Annotated in this window: 15 protein-coding genes, 1 other RNA gene and 1 riboswitch; of the genes, 3 read left to right on the plus strand and 13 right to left on the minus strand. The window is 55.0% G+C overall.

Annotated elements, in window-relative coordinates:
• Nucleotides 1-113: 113 nt before the first annotated feature.
• From GS3922_RS08775 to GS3922_RS08810, 8 genes are all read right to left on the minus strand, one after another.
• Nucleotides 114-386 carry a YpbS family protein gene (locus tag GS3922_RS08775; protein ID WP_063166030.1) on the minus strand — a complete coding sequence of 91 codons (273 nt, stop codon included), beginning with the start codon at nucleotides 384-386 and terminating at the stop codon, nucleotides 114-116.
• Nucleotides 383-571, minus strand: a complete 189-nt coding sequence (locus GS3922_RS08780; RefSeq protein WP_063166031.1) for a hypothetical protein — start codon at nucleotides 569-571, stop codon at nucleotides 383-385. The genes GS3922_RS08775 and GS3922_RS08780 overlap by 4 nt, the downstream gene beginning before the upstream one ends.
• Nucleotides 568-4,323 (minus strand): dynamin family protein, encoded by a 3,756-nt coding sequence (locus GS3922_RS08785; protein ID WP_063166032.1) that lies wholly within the window; start codon nucleotides 4,321-4,323, stop codon nucleotides 568-570. Before GS3922_RS08785 ends, GS3922_RS08780 begins: the two co-directional genes overlap by 4 nt.
• A 183-nt stretch (nucleotides 4,324-4,506) precedes the next feature.
• The gene (locus tag GS3922_RS08790; protein WP_063166033.1) at nucleotides 4,507-5,088 is read right to left on the minus strand and encodes an isoprenylcysteine carboxyl methyltransferase family protein; all 582 of its coding nucleotides are present in this window, start codon (nucleotides 5,086-5,088) and stop codon (nucleotides 4,507-4,509) included.
• A complete protein-coding gene (locus GS3922_RS08795) occupies nucleotides 5,085-6,152 on the minus strand; it encodes a type III polyketide synthase (RefSeq protein WP_063166034.1) in 1,068 nt (355 codons plus the stop codon). The genes GS3922_RS08790 and GS3922_RS08795 overlap by 4 nt, the downstream gene beginning before the upstream one ends.
• 213 nt (nucleotides 6,153-6,365) lie before the next feature.
• The gene (locus tag GS3922_RS08800; RefSeq protein ID WP_063166035.1) at nucleotides 6,366-7,310 is read right to left on the minus strand and encodes a coiled-coil domain-containing protein; all 945 of its coding nucleotides are present in this window, start codon (nucleotides 7,308-7,310) and stop codon (nucleotides 6,366-6,368) included.
• Nucleotides 7,311-7,466: 156 nt separating this feature from the next.
• Complete coding sequence (locus GS3922_RS08805; RefSeq protein WP_063166036.1) at nucleotides 7,467-8,774, minus strand: nucleobase:cation symporter-2 family protein; 1,308 nt, start codon at nucleotides 8,772-8,774, stop codon at nucleotides 7,467-7,469.
• Complete coding sequence (locus GS3922_RS08810; protein ID WP_063166037.1) at nucleotides 8,771-9,358, minus strand: xanthine phosphoribosyltransferase; 588 nt, start codon at nucleotides 9,356-9,358, stop codon at nucleotides 8,771-8,773. Before GS3922_RS08810 ends, GS3922_RS08805 begins: the two co-directional genes overlap by 4 nt.
• A gap of 117 nt (nucleotides 9,359-9,475) precedes the next feature.
• Nucleotides 9,476-9,577: riboswitch (purine riboswitch) on the minus strand.
• A 595-nt stretch (nucleotides 9,578-10,172) separates the two neighbouring features.
• Between GS3922_RS08810 and GS3922_RS08815 the strand changes: the two genes are divergently transcribed.
• Genes GS3922_RS08815 through GS3922_RS08825 form a run of 3 tightly spaced genes read left to right on the plus strand, consistent with a single transcriptional unit; the run spans nucleotide 10,173 to nucleotide 12,477 of the window.
• Nucleotides 10,173-10,334, plus strand: a complete 162-nt coding sequence (locus tag GS3922_RS08815; protein ID WP_047818297.1) for a hypothetical protein — start codon at nucleotides 10,173-10,175, stop codon at nucleotides 10,332-10,334.
• Nucleotides 10,335-10,355: 21 nt separating this feature from the next.
• Nucleotides 10,356-10,826 carry a cytochrome c oxidase subunit II gene (locus tag GS3922_RS08820; RefSeq protein WP_063166038.1) on the plus strand — a complete coding sequence of 157 codons (471 nt, stop codon included), beginning with the start codon at nucleotides 10,356-10,358 and terminating at the stop codon, nucleotides 10,824-10,826.
• Between the two features lies 1 nt (nucleotide 10,827).
• Complete coding sequence (locus GS3922_RS08825; RefSeq protein ID WP_063166039.1) at nucleotides 10,828-12,477, plus strand: b(o/a)3-type cytochrome-c oxidase subunit 1; 1,650 nt, start codon at nucleotides 10,828-10,830, stop codon at nucleotides 12,475-12,477.
• Nucleotides 12,478-12,517: 40 nt separating this feature from the next.
• Here GS3922_RS08825 and GS3922_RS08830 read toward each other — a convergent pair whose 3' ends face one another.
• The 5 genes from GS3922_RS08830 to gpsB form a co-directional block, all read right to left on the minus strand.
• Nucleotides 12,518-14,023 (minus strand): carboxypeptidase M32, encoded by a 1,506-nt coding sequence (locus tag GS3922_RS08830; RefSeq protein WP_063166040.1) that lies wholly within the window; start codon nucleotides 14,021-14,023, stop codon nucleotides 12,518-12,520.
• A 115-nt stretch (nucleotides 14,024-14,138) separates the two neighbouring features.
• On the minus strand, nucleotides 14,139-16,076 hold the full coding sequence (locus GS3922_RS08835; protein WP_063166041.1) for an ATP-dependent DNA helicase: 1,938 nt from the start codon (nucleotides 16,074-16,076) through the stop codon (nucleotides 14,139-14,141).
• A gap of 148 nt (nucleotides 16,077-16,224) precedes the next feature.
• The gene (locus GS3922_RS08840) at nucleotides 16,225-17,361 is read right to left on the minus strand and encodes a THUMP domain-containing class I SAM-dependent RNA methyltransferase (RefSeq protein ID WP_063166042.1); all 1,137 of its coding nucleotides are present in this window, start codon (nucleotides 17,359-17,361) and stop codon (nucleotides 16,225-16,227) included.
• Nucleotides 17,362-17,504: 143 nt separating this feature from the next.
• Nucleotides 17,505-17,902: RNase P RNA component class B (gene rnpB / locus GS3922_RS08845), an RNA gene on the minus strand.
• A gap of 100 nt (nucleotides 17,903-18,002) precedes the next feature.
• Entirely contained in the window at nucleotides 18,003-18,299 is a 297-nt protein-coding gene (gpsB, locus tag GS3922_RS08850; RefSeq protein WP_063166043.1) for a cell division regulator GpsB, read from the minus strand.
• Nucleotides 18,300-18,328 lie beyond the last annotated feature (29 nt).

Here is an 18,328-nt window from a genome sequence, read left to right on the forward strand (position 1 = left end):
CTCCCCCTTTTCGTTTTGCCTGCCGATCAACCTGCCCACGGGATTCATGCGCGCCAGTCGGCCGCCATCCCTATGGGCTCTAGCGTAACGGCCGTCTGATATGTTCCTTGCTGTTACGGTCGCTTCCCTTCAAGCCGGCTCACATAGTCGCGCACCATTTCTGGCGTTACGTACTTGCGCGTCGGCACGAGGCCGCCTTTAGCCAGCTCGTTCATTTGTTTCGTCACTTCGTTGATCAGCTCGACCGTAAACGGCTCGCCGCGGCGGCACCGCTCGACCGCTTCTTCGATATGCCGCTCGCGCTCGGCGTCGAGCATGGCAAACTTTTTCAAGACGGCATGCTGTTTTTGTACGTGGGCGGTAATCGCTTGATGCACTTCACTCAATCGTTCTCGTCCTTTCTTGCTTCTTTTTCCATCAAACGCTGGACGTTCGGTTTCGGCGTCCAGCAGTTGAACTGGTAGTTCGGTTTCGTCGCATAGCCAAGCCGGCGGCAATACGTGTAGAGCCCGTCGGCCCGTTTTTCGATGCCGTAGTGGATGCATGTCGCACAAGCATGAAACCGGTTCATCGGCGCGCCTCCCGGTCTTCCCTCGAAAGAAGGCCGAAAAGCGCCGCTTCGATTCGGTTGAGCGCCTCGGAGTCCGCCGTTTCGGCGAGCGCCGCCATGAAACCGTCCATATAGCTGTCGACCTGGTCGGCGAGCGCGGCGGCAAGCGCGGCGGCGGCAGCCTCGTATTGCTTGGCGTATGCGGAGACGAGCCGCTCTTTTTGCTCGGCCAAATATCGATCCACCGGCTCAACGAGCGCTGCTTCCATCTCTTCTTTCATCCGCCGCTTCTCATCACGTTCAAAAAACGATTTTGCGTTTTTATAGAGCGAAAGCGCCTTGGCAAACCGCGCCCGATCCACATCGCTAAAGGCGTTGGCGAACTCCGGCGCCGCAAAGGCAAACGGCTCCGGCAGCACGAGGGCGAGCGCCTCATCAAGGCGGCGAAGCTCGTTAGTCAGACGGGCGAACTGCTCGGCAAGCCGTTTATGCAAAAACGCCTCAACCCGCAAGCTCGTCGCCCGCAGCTCTTGCGCCAAATCAAAGCCAACGGACGCCAGCAGCTCATCGAGGCAACGCTCAAGCGCCCGCCGCACCGGGCCTTGATCGTCGCGGAGCACCGCCGGATTAAACGCCTCTTTAAACGCGTCGTTCAAGCGGAAAAAGACGCGCTGTTTCACGTAATAAAGCAGTTCGTCGACTTCTTGGCTGAGCGCTTGTCGGCCGTAGGCATCGCCGGCATCGGCGAGCACGGTGCGCATTTTGGCCTTAACCGCCTCAAGCTCCCGCCGCTTCGCCGCTTTTTCCGCCTCGCTCTGCCCGGCGGCCCGCGCGTATTCCGCCGCCGTCTGATACGCCCGCTCGAGCTCGGCGTAGGCGCCCTCGACCGCCACCTCGGCCAGCTCCTCTGTCAAGAAGCGGAAAAAGTCCGCTTCAAAGGCAGGCAAGCCGGAGTCCGTCAAGACGCCGCGCGGTCCGGGCTCCGCCCCTGTTTTTTCCGCCAGCGCCATGCGGCTTGAGAGCGCATAAAGGCGCGGAAAGCGGATGCCAAAACGGGCGAGCTCACCGCTCATGTAGGCGACGACAGCATCAAGTTCTTCTTTCGACTGGGCCAAATCGGCCGCATTGATGATGAAAAACATTTTGTCAAGGGCAAACGCATCTTTGACGCGCCCGAGCTGAAGCAAAAACTCGCGGTCCGCTTTCGAAAACGCATGGTTGTAGTATGTCACAAACAGCAGCGCATCGGCATGCTTCATATAATGGAACGCCACTCCGGTATGACGGGCGTTTAACGAATCAACTCCCGGCGTATCGACAAGCGTCACTCCTTGGCGGGTGAGCGGACAGTCGGCATACAGCACGACCTCATCTAAGAAACACGACACCGCTTCATCCGCCACATACTCTTCCAGCTCCTCGAAACGGATCGACAGCGTTGCCCCAAATCGACCGCACATCCGCTCATAGCCGGCCGCAGCGGCCGCCAAAAAAGCAACGTGCGGCTTTTGCGCCGGATGTTCGGCCCCAGACTCAGCGAGGCGGGCGCAAATGCGAAGCGCTTCCTCCCAAGTATTCGCCGCATGGCCGAACTGGCTGAGCGATGCTTGCACATCAGCCCAAATTTGCGGTTCGCTTTTCACTTTCACGATCGCCGTACCGTGCGGATGTTCCTTGTCAGGCGGCGCGATTTTGCTGATGGCGGCGGTCGTCGGGTTCGGCGAGGACGGCAAAAGCGGTGCGCCGAGCAAGGCGTTGGCAAGCGATGACTTGCCGGCGCTGAAAGCGCCAAACAAAGCGACCGTAAACGCGCGCTCACGGAGCCGGCGCGCCTTGTCGCGCAACGGGGCGGCGAAACGGCGCAGCAAATCCGTTTGTTCAAGGTAAGCTGCCGCTTCATCAAGCCGGCCGGCGGCCTGTTCGCTTCGCCGCTTTCCACCGGCTGACGGCGTACGGGATTCCCCCGTTCTTTCGTTCTCCACTCCGCCGCCAGCCGCCCCCCCTCTCCGACCGAGCGCTTGCTCTTTGACGGCATGATCAGCTGCCGGCGCAGCTGCGGCTTGCTGTTTTGCCGTTTCCACATGGCGCGCCTTGCGGAAATCAGGCGGCGCGGTCAGCGCGGCAAGGCGGTTCTCATCAAGCGCTGCGGCATCGCCCGGGGCGGCGATGAGCTGCCTAAACGCGCGTTGGCGCTCTTCCCGCTCGGCTTTGAGGCGGGCGAGGCGGCTGATAAGCTCCGCTTTTTCGCGCGCCTTCGAAAGTTCGCTGCTCAATGCTTCCGTGTGAGCGGCTGCCTGTTTGGCAACTTGGTCCGCGAGCTCAGCAAACAAAGCAAGCGCCGAATCGCGGTAACCTTTTTTCAGCGCCGCAGCGACCTCGTCCGTATAGTTTAATAGCGCCGCGCCGCTTGTATCCGCGCCTTGTTTAACGAGACCGGCGAGCAGCCCTTTCTCCCACCCCACCGTCCATTGCTGGCACTTGCCAAGCCAAGCGTGCTCAGCGTTCCATTCGTTTCCAAACCGAAGAAGCAACTGGCGGACGTGCCATTCGATTTGCGCCTCCGCTTGCGCTTTGACGCTTTCGTAAAACGCATCGAGCCGCCGCTGGCGCTCCTCTTCTGTTTTTGTCTTCGCAAACCACCATCCAACTTTAAAATCGGGCCGCATCGCCTGCAAGTACGCTTCAGCCCGCACTCTTGTCTCAAACGGCATCAAGTAGGCGTTTTGCAGCACGCGCTCCAGTTCGACGCGAAAAGCCTCTTCAGCCCGTGCCGGCGCCGTTTGCCAATCGACAAGCTCCGCCTCCAGCCGTCTGAGCTCCTCCATGGCCGCCGCTTCATCCCCGGCGCCGCCGAGCTCCTGAAGCTGCATGCGCATCTCTTGTTCAAGCGGCTCATGACGGGCGCAAAGCTGTTCGAAATGGCGGGCGGCGATTCCGTTTAACCCGGCTTCAGCGCCGCGGACGAGCCATTCATCTTTATCCGCAAACAGCCGGCGCAAACAAGCTGATAGCTCATGCCATTCATTATGCGGATGGGTCGGCGCTTTTAACGAGAGAAAAAACAAGCGGGCCGCCTCGACTCCCCATCGCCGGAACGCCTCAACCGCCGAGGCGCGAAACGCAGCAAACGGCAGCTCGTCCTCCCGATGTTTGTCGATTTGGTTGATGATCAAATAGACGGTTTTCCCTTCATCCGTTAATTGTTTCGTAAATTGAAAGTTTAATTCCGCCTGTACATGGTTATAATCCATGACATAAAAGACGACATCGGCTAAATGGAGCGCGGACTCGGTCGCCAGCCGGTGGGCGTCGTCCGTCGAGTCGATGCCCGGCGTGTCCAAGATGGCGACTCCCGGCGGAATGGCGTCCGTTTCGCGGCTGATTTCAATCCATTCGATCGTCTCCCCGTCGCGGCATTGCGCGCGGATAAGGTCCGGATCATACGGCGGTTCGTACTCGACCGGCGCATCGCGGTGGTAAAAAACGCGCACATAATCCCGGCCGGCCTTCACTTTCACAAGATTGGCGCTCGTCGGAATCGGGCTTGACGGCAATAGCGGCTCGCCGAGCAGCGCATTGATCAAACTCGATTTGCCGGCGGAGAAATGGCCGCAAAACGCGACAACAAGCTCTCCGGACGCCGTCTTTTCCATAAGCTGCTTCACTTTGTCGGCATTTTCTTTGTCATTGGCCTCCCGAAGCTGCTCATACATTTCGATCATTTTCGCCAGCCACGGCCGCAATGACGACCGCGCAGTCGCAACATGTCCCATGACCAAAACCCCTTGCTTGCGTCAATATCGTTTACATTCATTTTACTGTATTTCGTCCCGTTTCCCAATAGAAAAACAAAAAAATCCCGCCCCGTTCGTTTGGCAGGAAGGAGTTGATCAGAAACATTCTTGTTTTCTTTTGCATTAACCGCAAAAGAGCGGCCGCTGCTCTTTCACGCAGCCTTACATGCGCGCGGCTGTTTTTCTTCTTAGCGGCGGCAAAAAACGCGGCCGCTCCTGAAACGCTTCCTCATAATCGGTAAACGCCGACAGCGCCTGCTCTTCAGCCGTAATGCGAACGGACAACATAAGCGCGTTAAGAAGTGAAAATACGAGCGCGGTCATAGGCGCCTGAAACAAAAGCGGCAGCAACGCGATCTCCAAAACGACGACCGCATAGTTCGGATGACGAATCCACCGGTATGGTCCTTTTTTCACGACCGGGCGGTTGGGAACAATCAAAATTTTCGTATTCCAAAAGCGGCCAAGCGACAAAATCGTCCATGCGCGCAGCCCTTCGACGGCGAGAAAGAGCGGAAACAAAAGCGGCCAGCGCCGCGACGGGCGGGCGCCTTTTCGAAGCGCCTCCACAGCCAGCGACAAAAGAAAGAGCACATGCATCAACACGATCCACGGATAATGGCGGGCGCCAACCTCTTTTGCCCCGAGCGCTTTCACATACCGTTCGTTTCGTTTCGCAAGCCAAAGCTCAAACAAACGCATCCCGACCACCGCAAAAAATACGAAGGCAAACCGCATCATCATCCCTCCCATTTGAGCAGCACCATCTCGGCGCTAAAGCCGGGACCGAGGGCGACGAGCAGCCCATACCCGGGCGCAAGCGGCTGCCGCATCACTTCCTCAAGCACGAAATAAACGGTGGCTGACGACATATTGCCATATCGGGCCAGCACCTCTCTGGAAGCCTTTGTCTGTTCCATGTCGAACCCGAACGCTTCTTCGTACGCCTCCATCACCTTTTTCCCGCCCGGGTGAGCGATAAAATAGCGAAGGTCGCGAAGACTCAGCCCGTTCTCCTGCAAAAACGACTCCACTTGGGGGCGCAGCCATGCGCGGACGATCGACGGAATGTCTTTTGAAAAGACGACAAACAGCCCTTCATCGCGAATATCCCACCCCATCACGTCCTCCGAGCGGGGCATCAGCGCCGACCGGGCGGCGATGATGCGCGGCGCGCCGCTGTTTGGCGCTGCTTCATCGCCGGCGACAAGCACGCAGGCCACACCGTCGGAAAAAAGCGATGTGCCGATCACATTGCTTTTTGATAAGTCGTGCGCCTGAAATGTCAAACTGCAAAACTCAGCGGCAATCACAAGCGCCTTCGCCTTCGGAAACGCCCGGCAATAATCGGCCGCCCGAGCAAGGCCCGCTGCCCCGCCCGCACAGCCAAGCCCCCAAACCGGCACCCGCACGGCGGAAGGAGAAAACGGCAGTACGTTCATCAGCCGCGCCTCGATGCTTGGCGTGGACAAACCGGTCGTTGAGATGTAAAACAGCGCATCGACCGCCTCATGCGGAACCGGGCCGGCGGGAGCATTATGCAAACAGTTGTTGGCTGCCTCGCCGCTGTAGCGAACGGCGCTGTCGATGTACACCTCATTTTTCTCCCCGAAACCATGTGGCTCGCTGTACCAAACAAGCGGCTTAACAAACGTGCGCGTACCGATGCCGCCGTTGTCAAACGCCTGCAGCAACCGCTCGGCGCGCGCGAGGCGTCCGGCAAACAGACCGGCGACATGCCGCTTCACTTCGTCTTGGGAAACGATATATGGCATCTTTGCCGTGCCGATCGATAAAAGGGTCGGCATACAAACACCTCGGTTTGTTCCTCTTTTCGTTTAGGATGCGCAAGCAAGCAAACTGTATGCAGACAAACAGGCATCCCGTGTGTCTTATCATTTGGAAACCGCTGATCATCCAAAAGGGCGGGAACATGCAAAAAACAGGCGCGGACAAAGCCGGCCTGTCTTTTCAGGAAGAACAACCGTCTCAAGCGAGGAGTTTAACTGAGATGTTTAGCGTTATTTCGCTTTCAAAGCGCGGATTTCGCTCTCATGCTCAAGTAGATGCAACGCGAGGGATTGAAGAACGAGCTCTTGCCTAGCTTGTCCGGTGATGATTTCATCGATTTTCTGCTGCGTTTGGGCAACGGTTTGCTTGATCGTTAACACGTCTCGAAGCGTTTCTAATGTCTCCACGACGGCTTGCCGAATGAACGGCAATTCGGCGACATCTTCTTTCGTCGCCATCGTCTGCTCGATGCGCTCGACGCGTTCTTCCATGCGCCCGACGCGCGCATCCAACGACGCCACGTCCTCCCGCACGGCCACCACCGTTTGTTCCAGTTGCCCGATGCGTTCGTTCGTCTGCGCCACGTCTTCTTTCGTCGCCATCGTCTGCTCGACGCGCTCGACGCGTTCTTCCATACGCCCGACGCGCACATCCATGTGCTCAACGCGTTCTTCCATGCGCCCGACGCGCGCATCCAACGACGCCACGTCCTCCCGCACGGCCACCACCGTTTGTTCCAGCTGCCCGATGCGTTCGTTCGTCTGCGCCACGTCTTCTTTCGTCGCCATCGTCTGCTCGACGCGCTCGACGCGTTCTTCCATACGCCCGACGCGCACATCCATGTGCTCAACGCGTTCTTCTATGCGCCCGATGCGCGCGTCCATGTGCTCAACGCGTTCTTCTATGCGCCCGATGCGCGCGTCCATGTGCTCAACGCGTTCTTCTATGCGCCCGACGCGCACATCCAACGACGCCACGTCCTCCCGCATGGCCACCACCGTTTGTTCCAGCTGCCCGATGCGTTCGTTCGTCTGCGCCACGTCTTTTTTCACCGCAGTCATCGTCTGTTCAAACCGCTCGATGCGCTCATTCGCTCGGGCGATGTCGGCCTTCGTTGCCATCTCCGCCCGCATTTGCCGCAGCTCGTCAAACAGGCGCACCACCCATTCGTCCACGGTTTCACCTCCTTTTCCCTTTCCATTATATCATTGCGCTTCCACCATCTTCTACTCTTTTCTCTACGAATCGACACGCGAACAAAAAGCCATCTTCGTTTCCCAAGCTGATCGCGGGAGACGAAGACGGCGATGAAATCGATGACCTTCACACGTTTACGAGATTTTTTGTTCCTGCAGCGGCAAGGTAGCTGATTTTCTCGCCTTGCCGAGATGGAAGACGGCGTTTAAGAGGATAGCGGTCATGCTGCCAGCGACGATGCCGCTATCCGTCAAAATGCGGAGGCCGGCCGGCAGTTCAGCAAACAAGTTCGGCACCGCTGTCACCCCGAGCCCCACGCCGATCGAGCAGGCGATAATGAGCAAGTTTTCTTGCACCGTCAAGTCAACTTGGCTTAACATTTTCACGCCGTAGGCGATGACCATGCCAAACATGGCGAGCATCGCCCCGCCGAGCACTGGGGCTGGAATGATTGTCGCCACAGCCGCGATTTTCGGCACAAATCCAAGCAAGATGAGAAACAGAGCGGCGGCGTAAATGACGTTTCGCGTTTTCACGCCTGACAATTGAACGAGGCCGACGTTTTGTGAGTATGTCGTATACGGGAACGCATTCAGCAACCCGCCGACGATGATTGCCAGCCCTTCGGCGCGGTAGCCGCCCGCCAAATCCTCATCCGTCAGCCGGCGGCGGCAAATGTCAGACAAAGCGAAGTAGACGCCGGTCGATTCGACGAGGCTGACGATGGCAACCAACACCATCGTCAAGACGGCCGGGCCATGGAACGACGGAACACCGAAATAAAACGGCTGCGGCAGATGAACCCACGACGCTTCGGTGACAGCCGTCCAGTCCACTTTTCCCATCGCCGCCGCGGCAGCGGTGCCGACGGCCATCCCAAGCAAAATGGCAATGGAGCGAACGAAGCCTTTGAAGCAGCGGTAGAGCACAACAATGAGCGCGAGCACGCCAAACGACAACGCCAAGTTGGCCGGGGCGCCGAAATCCTTCGCCCCTTGCCCCCCAGCCATATTGTTCACGGCCGCCGGGATGAGCGTCAAGCCGATCACCGTGACAACCGAACCGGTGACAACCGGCGGGAACAGCGCCCGCAGCTTGCTGAAATACGGACTGATGAGCACGACGACAAGTCCGGCGCAAAGGATCGACCCATACACGGCCGGCATTCCGTATTGCCCGCCGATGGCGATCATCGGCCCCACCGCTGTAAACGTACAGCCGAGCATAACCGGCAAGCCGATGCCAAACCACTTATTTTTCCATACTTGCAGCAATGTCGCGATGCCGCATGTCAATAGGTCAACGGCCACTAAATACGTAAGCTGCTCTCCCGACAGCTGAAGCGCACCGCCGACGACAAGCGGGACGACGATCGCCCCGGCGTACATCGCCAACACGTGCTGGATGCCTAATGACCCGACTTGCCACCATTTCATTTTCATCCGTTCATCACCCCTTCGTGAAATCGAATGACGCCATCCGTAAGCGAGCCGATGCGAGCGAGCGAAACGACGCGGAATCCGCGCGAACGAAGCAGCCGGCCGCCGTCTTGAAATGCTTTTTCAATGACAATGCCGATGCCAACGACATCCGCTCCTGCTTGATGGACGACTTCCACCATCCCGAGCGCCGCTTGACCGTTGGCTAAAAAGTCGTCGATAATCAGCACCCGGTCGCTGCTATCCAGTAGCGGCCTGGAAACAATGATCTCGTTCGTTTCCTTTTTCGTAAAAGAATACACTTCTGCGCGATACACTTCACGGGTCATCGTCAACGGACGCCGCTTGCGTGCAACGACAAGAGGAACACCAAGTTCATAGGCAGCCATAAGTGCCGGGCTGATGCCCGATGACTCAAGCGTCAGCACTTTCGTCGGCCGCTCACAGTGAAACTTGGCGGCGAACTCCTCCCCAATCCGCTTCATCAAATGCGGGTCGACTTGATGGTTTAAGAAGCGGTCGACTTTGAGCACTCCGTCCGTGACAACCTCCCCTTCAGCGACAATTTTTTCGAGCAATTCGCGCATACCGATTCCCTCCAATAAAAAAAGCTTAAAAAACACCGGCCTCACCCATTCCATGAGTCAGGCAATGTCTTTTAAGCCAAAAGCAAACAGAAGGCGCAAAGCGGCCATGGCCGACTCCCTTCCGACATTGCCACTCATAGTCAGCCGATTTACGGTCGGCTGGTAGAGACTCGCAAGCCGTATTCTTGCGATTATATGAGTGAGTCAGCGTGATTCAGTTATTAGCAGTATACCATGACCAGCGGCAGTTGAGAAGCGTTTTTTGCTAAAAAGACGAACGTTAAAGTATAAAAAATATGGATTATTCGTTTTTATTCCTTTGCTGATACGAATCCGCCGGTTTGATTTTTCACCCAGTTAAGAACAAAACCGTTTCTATATAGACGCAATTTGAAGCTTTACCATTTGCATCCTTTCCGAAGATTTGACCCGACTGTCGGGCGACCGAACAACGCCGCTTCCAGGCCCATCGATGGGTCTGTGAAGCAAAGGGTTGTTCGGTCCTCCGTCAGTCGAAAATGGACAAACCGCTTTTCCGTCAAGGATCTGTTCAACTTCTTCGTTGCATCTATATAGTTGCACCCGACCGAAGAGCAATCATTCGTTGCAGCTCCTTTTTCCTCCCATCTTTTTCATACATTTTTCACAATCGTCACCATTTGTTCAAACTTCCCGCGCCGTTTTTGTGAGAAAAGTCACTGTTGCCACAGTTTCCTACAGTTATGATAGTGTCAAAGCAGGGAAATCCGCCGGTTGGCGCGCCTGCCTCACCGATGTGATGGGGGATGAATTCAAAAAAGAGGAGGGAGACAACATGACAAAACCAGAGTGGACAAAACCGACCGCGACGATCCGGCAAACAAAAAAAGAGAAAGAGCCGGCGCTCGGCGGCACGCTGGCGTCTGTGTTTTTGCTCGGCTTTTTCATCATTTTCGCCTGGGTCAGCGTCTACTTGTTATTTTTACACCGCCTGTAAGCGGCAAGGGAGGGACTGGATATGCACATTCATAAATACGAAAAAATTTGGCTGACGTTCGGCATCGGCTGTCTCGTTGTCTTTTTAACCGTCGTCGGCGTGAGCGCTTTCGCTGCCGGACAGCAGCCGCCAAGCTACCTGACGACGATCGATCCAGAGAAAGTGGACACGACCCCGCCATTCAATCAGCCTGGGCTTGTCAAAAAAGGAAATAACGAGTACGAACTAAACATTGTTGTCGCGGCGTTTTCCTTTACGCCAAATGCCATCGAAATTCCAAAAGGAGCGAAAGTGACGATTAACGTCACCTCGAAGGATGTGATCCATGGATTTCAAATTCCAGGAACAAACATCAACATGATGGTCGAACCTGGCTACGTCAACAGTTTGACGACGACGTTTGATGAGCCCGGCGAATATACGATTCTCTGCAATGAATATTGCGGCGCCGGCCACCATATGATGACGGCGCGCATTAAGGTGGTGGAGTAACATGGTACAATCGTTGGAAAAAGTCGATCGCCGCGACGCCAAACTGGCGCTGGCGCATTTAGCTGTCGCTTTTGTTGCTCTCGCATTAGGCGGCTTCGCCGGCCTGTTGCAAACGCTCGTCCGTTCCGGCAAGTTTGAACTGCCGGCCGGCATCAGCTATTATACGATTTTAACGACGCACGGCGTCCTGCTTGGTCTTGTATTGACGACGTTTTTCATTATCGGCTTTCAGTTTGCTGCCGTCTGCCGCACGACCGGAGCGCTTTCGAGCAGTTCGCGCCGGTTTGGCTGGACCGGCTTTTGGATGATGACGATCGGAACGGCCATGAGCGCTTTTTTCATTCTTACTGGGCAAGCGGCCGTATTGTACACATTTTATGCACCGCTGCAAGCGCACGCCGGCTTTTATATCGGCCTGACGCTTGTGGTCGTCGGCAGCTGGGTGAGCGGTTTTGCAATGTTTGCCCATTATGCACGCTGGCGGAAAGCGCACCGCGGCGAAGCGAGCCCGCTGTTGACATTTATGTCGGTGACAAATATGGTATTATGGCTCGTCTGCACGCTCGGTGTCGCTGCGACCGTCGTCTTTCAGCTTATTCCGTGGTCGCTTGGGCTCACCGACCGGGTGAACGTGCTATTGAGCCGGACGCTGTTTTGGTATTTCGGGCATCCGCTCGTTTACTTCTGGCTGCTGCCGGCGTATATGGTTTGGTACGCCGTCATTCCGAAAGTGATCGGCGGCAAAATCTTCTCTGATTCGCTCGCACGGCTGGCATTTATCTTGTTTTTGCTCTTTTCGATTCCGGTTGGTTTTCACCATCAGTTGCTCGAGCCAGGGATTTCGCCGTTTTGGAAATACGTGCAAGTCGTCTTGACGTTTATGGTCATCATTCCATCGTTAATGACGGCATTCGCCATGTTTGCGACGTTTGAATCATATGGCCGCGCGCAAGGGGCAACCGGCTTGTTTGGCTGGTGGCGGAAACTGCCGTGGGGAGATGCGCGCTTTTTCGCGCCGTTTGTCGGAATGCTGTTTTTCATTCCGGCCGGCACCGGCGGGATTATTAACGCCTCGCATCAACTCAACCAAGTCGTCCATAACACGATTTGGGTGACCGGCCACTTCCATCTGACCGTGGCTACAACTGTCATCCTTACCTTTTTTGGTGCGTCGTACTGGCTCATCCCGCATTTGACCGGCCGGGTGATGACGAAGGCGATGAACCGCCTCGCCATCATTCAAACGATCGTTTGGGCCGTTGGGATGACGTTTATGTCCGGCTCGATGCATTTTGCCGGCTTGCTTGGAGCGCCAAGACGTTCAGCGTTCTCGACGTACGGCAATTCGCCGCAGGCGCTCGAATGGATTCCGTATCAAATCGCACAAGCTGTCGGTGGAACGATCTTATTCATCGGCATCATTCTCATTCTCGTCATCGTCATCAACTTGGCATTTTTCGCCCCGAAAGGCGAAACGGAATTTCCGGTCGCCGAAGCGGCCGCCCCGCAGGAACGGGCCGCACTGGCGCTTGAAAACTGGAAACTTTGGATCGGCCTTGTCGTTGCGCTTATTTTGATCGCGTATACGGTGCCGCTGATCGACATTATCCAAAACGCCCCGCCGGGGTCGAAAGGATACAAACTATGGTAAAGCCATCCCCCCTCTTCGCTGCTAAAGAGGGGGGATTCGTTTATAAGCAGTAAATCGCCTTATATTTTTCTTCCAAATATTGAATGAGGTAATCGGCTTTCAGCGGTTCGCCCGTCGCATCGCGCACGAGGTCGAGCGGCTTTTTCGTTTTGCCGAACCGGTGAACGTTGGCGGTCAGCCATTCACGAATCGGTGTGATGTTCCCTTCCTCAAGCAATCGGGCAACATCCAGCTCTTTTTCAAGCGCTTGTTTGAATTGCGCCGCGTACATATAGCCAAGCGCGTACGACGGAAAATAGCCGAAGCTGCCGCCTGACCAATGGACGTCCTGTAAAACACCGACCGAATCGTTGTGCGGGCGGATGCCGAGATACTGTTCGTATTTCTCGTTCCATACGTCCGGCAAATCAGCAGCTTCAATCTCTCCAGCAAACAGCTGCTTTTCTATTTCATACCGAACAATAATGTGAAGCGGATACGTCAGTTCGTCAGCCTCAATACGAATCAACGACGGCTTCACCTCATTGATCGCCCGGTAAAACGCATCAAGCGAAACGCCTGCAAACTGTTCCGGCGCGTATCGCTGCAAACGCGGATAATGCCGTTTCCAAAACGACAGATGGCGGCCGATCATATTTTCAAAAAAAAGCGACTGCGATTCGTGAATGCCCATCGACGCCCCACTCGCGAGCGGTGTGCCGACAAGTGTTGCAGAAATGTGCTGTTCATACAGCGCGTGGCCGCACTCGTGGATCGTGCCAAAAACAGCGGTGCGGAAATCGCGTTCATCGTAACGTGTCGTAATGCGGACATCATTCGGATTGAGTCCAATTGCAAACGGATGAATCGTCTCGTCAAGCCGTCCCTTTCCGAAATCGTAGCCGAGTTCGACAAGCAGCTCCAACAGAAAGGCGCGCTGCTTTTCCTTTGGAAACGTCGCAAATAAAAATGATGTATCCGGCTGATCGGTGGCAGCAGAAATGGCGTGCACAAGCGGAACGATGCGCTCGCACAATTGACCGAACAATCCGTCAAGCAACTCGACCGTCATGCCTGGCTCGTACTGATCGAGCAGCGTATTATACGGATGCCCTTCATACCCCCAATAGCCGATAAAGCGGCGCTGAAACTCGATGATTTGTTCCAAATACGGACGAAAACGGTCAAAATCAGCGGCCGCTCTCGCTTCTTCCCACACGCTTTCCGCCTTTGAGCAGAGCACAACATACTGCTTATACTCCTCGACCGGAATCTTTTTATTTCGTTCATATTCTTTTTTGCATTCGTTGAGCGTATGCCGCGTCACTTCATCAAGCTGTTCGTAAATCCCTTTCGGTGACAGCTTGGCGATAAACGCTGCCATTTCCTCTGACGTTGACATGTTAAACGCTTCTTCCGACAGCATGCCGATCACTTCGGAACGCTGCTCCACCCCTTTTTTCGGAGCGCCGGTCCGCAAATCCCAATACATTAAATTGATGGCCTCATGATACCCCATCATTTTTTTGACATACTGCAAAAACTGTTCTTCTATTCGCTTCACCATGCTCAGTCCCCCTATTCGCTTTGGATGGCCCTATCATCATTTCCATAACTAGGTGCTCTTTTCCTCCTTGATCGCGAAGAAACGCCGTTTTGGGGCAAAAAAAGAGGGAAGAATGCTATTCTTCCCTCACGGACGTCGGCAAGACGTCTTTGATCGCAGCGATCACCTGCTTGTCTTCCTGGTCGGTGACAAAAATGGAGACGATGCCGCGATCGTCGCGCGTGCGGATGAGCCGTCCAACCCCTTGGCGGAGACGGAGAAGCATATACGGCACATCGACGTCCCAAAACGAATCGCTGTATGCCTTCCGCTTCGCCTGAAACACCGGATCATTCGGCGGGTACGGCAGCGACCAAATGATGACGTTGGACAGCGACGGTCCCGGAATGTCCAGCCCTTCCCATAAATGTTCCGAACAAAGCACCGTCTCTTCGGTGCGCTGGAACTCGGCGACTAAATCGCTTATCTCGCGATCACCTTCAAACAAAAACGAAAACGGTTCGCCCGCTGCCATTTCTTTGAACTGAAGCAATTCCTCGCGCGTCGGGAACAAGATGAGCGCCCGCCCGCCCGTTTCACGCAATTTTTCAAGCGCATAGGCGTATTTTTCAGCAAACAGCGTCTCATCGGCGCGAAACGTCGGCATGTAAACCGTCATTTGTTCGTCATAGTCGAACGGCGATGGCACACTGAACGATAAATATTCATCAATGCCTAAGCTGTCGGCCATATATTGGAACGACTTGCCGTTCGATAGCGTCGCCGATGAGAAGATAAACGGCATGCGCTTCGCGAACACTTTTTCGCGCAGCACTTCCTGCACGGTGCGCGGCATGACGACCAGCGTCGCCTCTTGGCGCGACGACTCGAGCCATGCGATGGCATCGGCGCTCGTTAAAAACAAATCGAGCAAATAATGAATTTGGTCTAAGTATTCATCAACGATATTGAGCTGATAATGGTCAATCGTATACGTTTCGCTTTCAAACACGAGCTCGTTGCCGATTGTAACGACTTGGTCGCGCAGCCGCTCCGCCCATTGCTCGAGCTTCAGCGACGGCGAAATTTCTTTCCGGTTCGAGCCGGGGACGTCTTTCGCGCACGCTTTCAGCTCGGCAAAAAAGCGTCCGCTCGTCTCGATGGTTTCTTCAATTAAATAGGCGAGCTCTTCGCGAATATCGTTTTCGAGAAGCCGTGTCAGCAACATCTCAAGCGTCGTTTCCTTCATCCGGTACGTAAGCGCCTTTTGCGCGGCAAACTCAAGCAAGTGTCCCTCGTCAAACACGACGCAGCTCGCCTCAGGCAAGAGCGGCAGCTGCCCTTCCCGCTTACGCGCCTCATACGTCCATACATGTTCCATATAAAAGTCGTGCGAACAGACGATCAAATCGGCGGCCTTCCGATAATAGTCGCGCCAAAGCGTCTGGCCGCAGCGGTGGCGCTTTTCGCACGTAAAGCAATCTTGAAACGGGTCCCAGGCGATTTTTTTCCATTGTTCGTCCGTTAAATGAGCGTATTCTTTCCGATCGCCGTAGCGATAAAATGACTGCATTGTTTTATTGTCATGGACGAAAGCTGGGAGCTCGTCATAAATTCGTTCATATAGCTCGATATCGTCATCGTCATATGTAGTCGCTTCTTCGAGCTTATTTAAACATAAATATTGATCCGGCGATTTCGCCAGCCGGACATCGATATGCAGCCCGAGTACATCGGACAGTTTGGCGATATCGCCTTCTTTTTTCACGAGCTGCTCAATAAGCGTCTCGTCCGCGCAGGCGATGATAGCCGGCTTGCCGGTATAGCGGGCATAGCAAATCGCATATAGCAAGTAGACGATCGTCTTCCCTGTGCCGACTCCGGCTTCAGCGAACATCACCTTTTTCTCGCGAAATGCGCGCTCGAGCTGGAACGCCATATAAATTTGCTCATCGCGCAGCTCAAAGCCGGCCTCCGGCAAAATATCGTAAAAGACATCGCCGATCCACTGGCTCAGCTTATCAAAAAAGTTTTCGTTTTTTTCTAATAGAAACGGATAACGATTATGGCTCATCGCCGCCACCCCTCCAATTGGCATAAACTCCCCCGGCATCATCATACATAAGCGCGCAACCACACTGTTGCGCGCCTTACTTCTAGTAACAAGACAATATCTAGTAACAAGACAATATTATGATGGATGGCCATCGAGAAGTCAACTTCTAGCCTCGACGCGGCGGCCGCGGCCCCCAATATTGATAGTAATGCGTCTCAATGAAACCGTTAAACAGCTTGCGCCGCTTCGTTGCCGGACGCCCGTAATGGGCTTCAAAGCCGCGATGGGCGGTTAAAATGTACACTGACCATGTGTCTAAGGCGGCAAAGGCGCGGCCGATGGCACGGTAAAGGGCTTCGACTTCCCGCTGTTCGCCGAGCCGTTCGCCGTATGGCGGGTTGCTGACAATCACTCCGTACGATTTGTCTGTCCGAAACTGTTCCGCCCGTCCCGTTTGAAAAGAAATGAGATCGGCCAACCCCGCTTCGGCCGCATTCGCCCTAGCCATTTCCACCATCTGCGGGTCGAGGTCAATCCCGCAAATATCGAGCAGCTCATCATAGCGCGCCATATCTTCCACTTCTTGGCGCGCCTTCTCCCATGCGCACTCCCCGATCCACGGCCATTGCTCGGAAACGAAATCGCGGTTAAACCCTGGAGCAATGTTTTGGCCGATGAGCGCCGCCTCGATGGCGATCGTGCCCGAACCGCAAAACGGATCGACAAACGGGCGATCCGGCGTCCAGTTCGTGAGCAGCACTAACGCGGCGGCAAGCGTTTCCCGAAGCGGCGCTTCCCCTTGGCGGGCGCGGTACCCGCGCTTATGCAGCCCGACGCCGCTTGTGTCGATCGTCAATGTGGCAATATCTTTATGAAGGGCCACTTCAACGCGGTAAAGCGGGCCGGTTTCCGGGAACCATGATAGACGGTAGCGCTCTTTTAAACGTTCGACGATTGCTTTTTTGACGATGGCTTGGCAGTCGGAAACGCTAAACAACGCCGACTTCACCGATTTCCCGATGACCGGAAACTCCGCGTCTTTCGGCAAATAATCGGCCCACGGCAGCGCCTTCGTTTGTTCAAACAGTTCCTCAAACGTTGTCGCTCGAAACTCACCAACCTTCAGCTTTACACGGTCGGCAGCGCGCAGCCAAAGGTTGGCGCGGCAAATGGCGAGCGCATCGCCTTCGAACGTCACTTTGCCGTTCTCCACTTGACATTCGTAGCCGAGCCGGCGCACTTCTTCGGCCACAACTGACTCGAGCCCCATCGCGGCTGTGGCGATGATGGAAAATGATTTCATTCTGTTCCCCCTCGCAAACGGTATGTATCTCCGTTAATTGCACATACTTCCATTATATCCATTTAGCTGTGAAAACCACGCACACGAAAAGCCCTCCTTCATGCAGGAGGGCTTTTCACGCTTCCATCACCACGTTAATCATGTTCTGTAAGCCATGTTCTGTACCTTCGTACTGCCAGCGGCTTTGCGCCTCGTACTCCGGCGGTAATCATCTATCTACAGGCAGCATGTGCCGCCTGTCCTTCCCTCCGTTCATTTCCTTCGGGAAGGTGCCCCTACCATCATTTGGGTTTCTCGCTCGTGGGGTTTACCGCGTTCCACCTCTAAGGTTTCCCTTAGAGCTCCGTCACTGTGGCACTTTCAGGGTAATCGAACCATATCCGCATCCGGACGTAGGTTCTTTCCCCGCCGTCAGCCCAGCCGAAGCCAGACTGCCCTAGCTTATGGATTCGCTAGGCACGAACACTACGGGCATCTCAGCACCGTGCGAGCATGGACTTTCCTCTACGGCCAAAATCGGCCGCAGCGATTACCCGAACATGATTAACGCTGCAAGCATCTTACAGTATAGTCGATTTTCCGAATGAGATCAAGAGAAAAAATTTGGAACTTGTATATACCGACCTTGTTCGCCCAGCCGCCTATTCATACAGTTTTCGGCCAAACACATGTTTTTCCAAGTTGGAAAGGCGCTGCAAAATATCGTAGTTCGTCGTCCCTGCCGGTGTGGCCGGCCGCTTTTGCAGCTCCTCGACTTGCCGCCTCAGCCGGGCATTTTCTTGGCGCAGCTCGTCAATCTCTTGCTGAAACGCCTCGTAATCTTTAATGACGATGTCCAAAAATTGATCCACTTCGTCTTGGTTATACCCCCGCATGCTTACTTTAAATTCTTTTTCCAAAATGTCTTTCGGCGTCAGTTTCACCTGATTGGCTGACATGGCTTTTCACCTCAATCCGCATTCAACAA

Origin of the sequence: Geobacillus subterraneus (assembly GCF_001618685.1) — a bacterium.
GTDB classification, from domain to species: Bacteria; Bacillota; Bacilli; order Bacillales; family Anoxybacillaceae; genus Geobacillus; species Geobacillus subterraneus.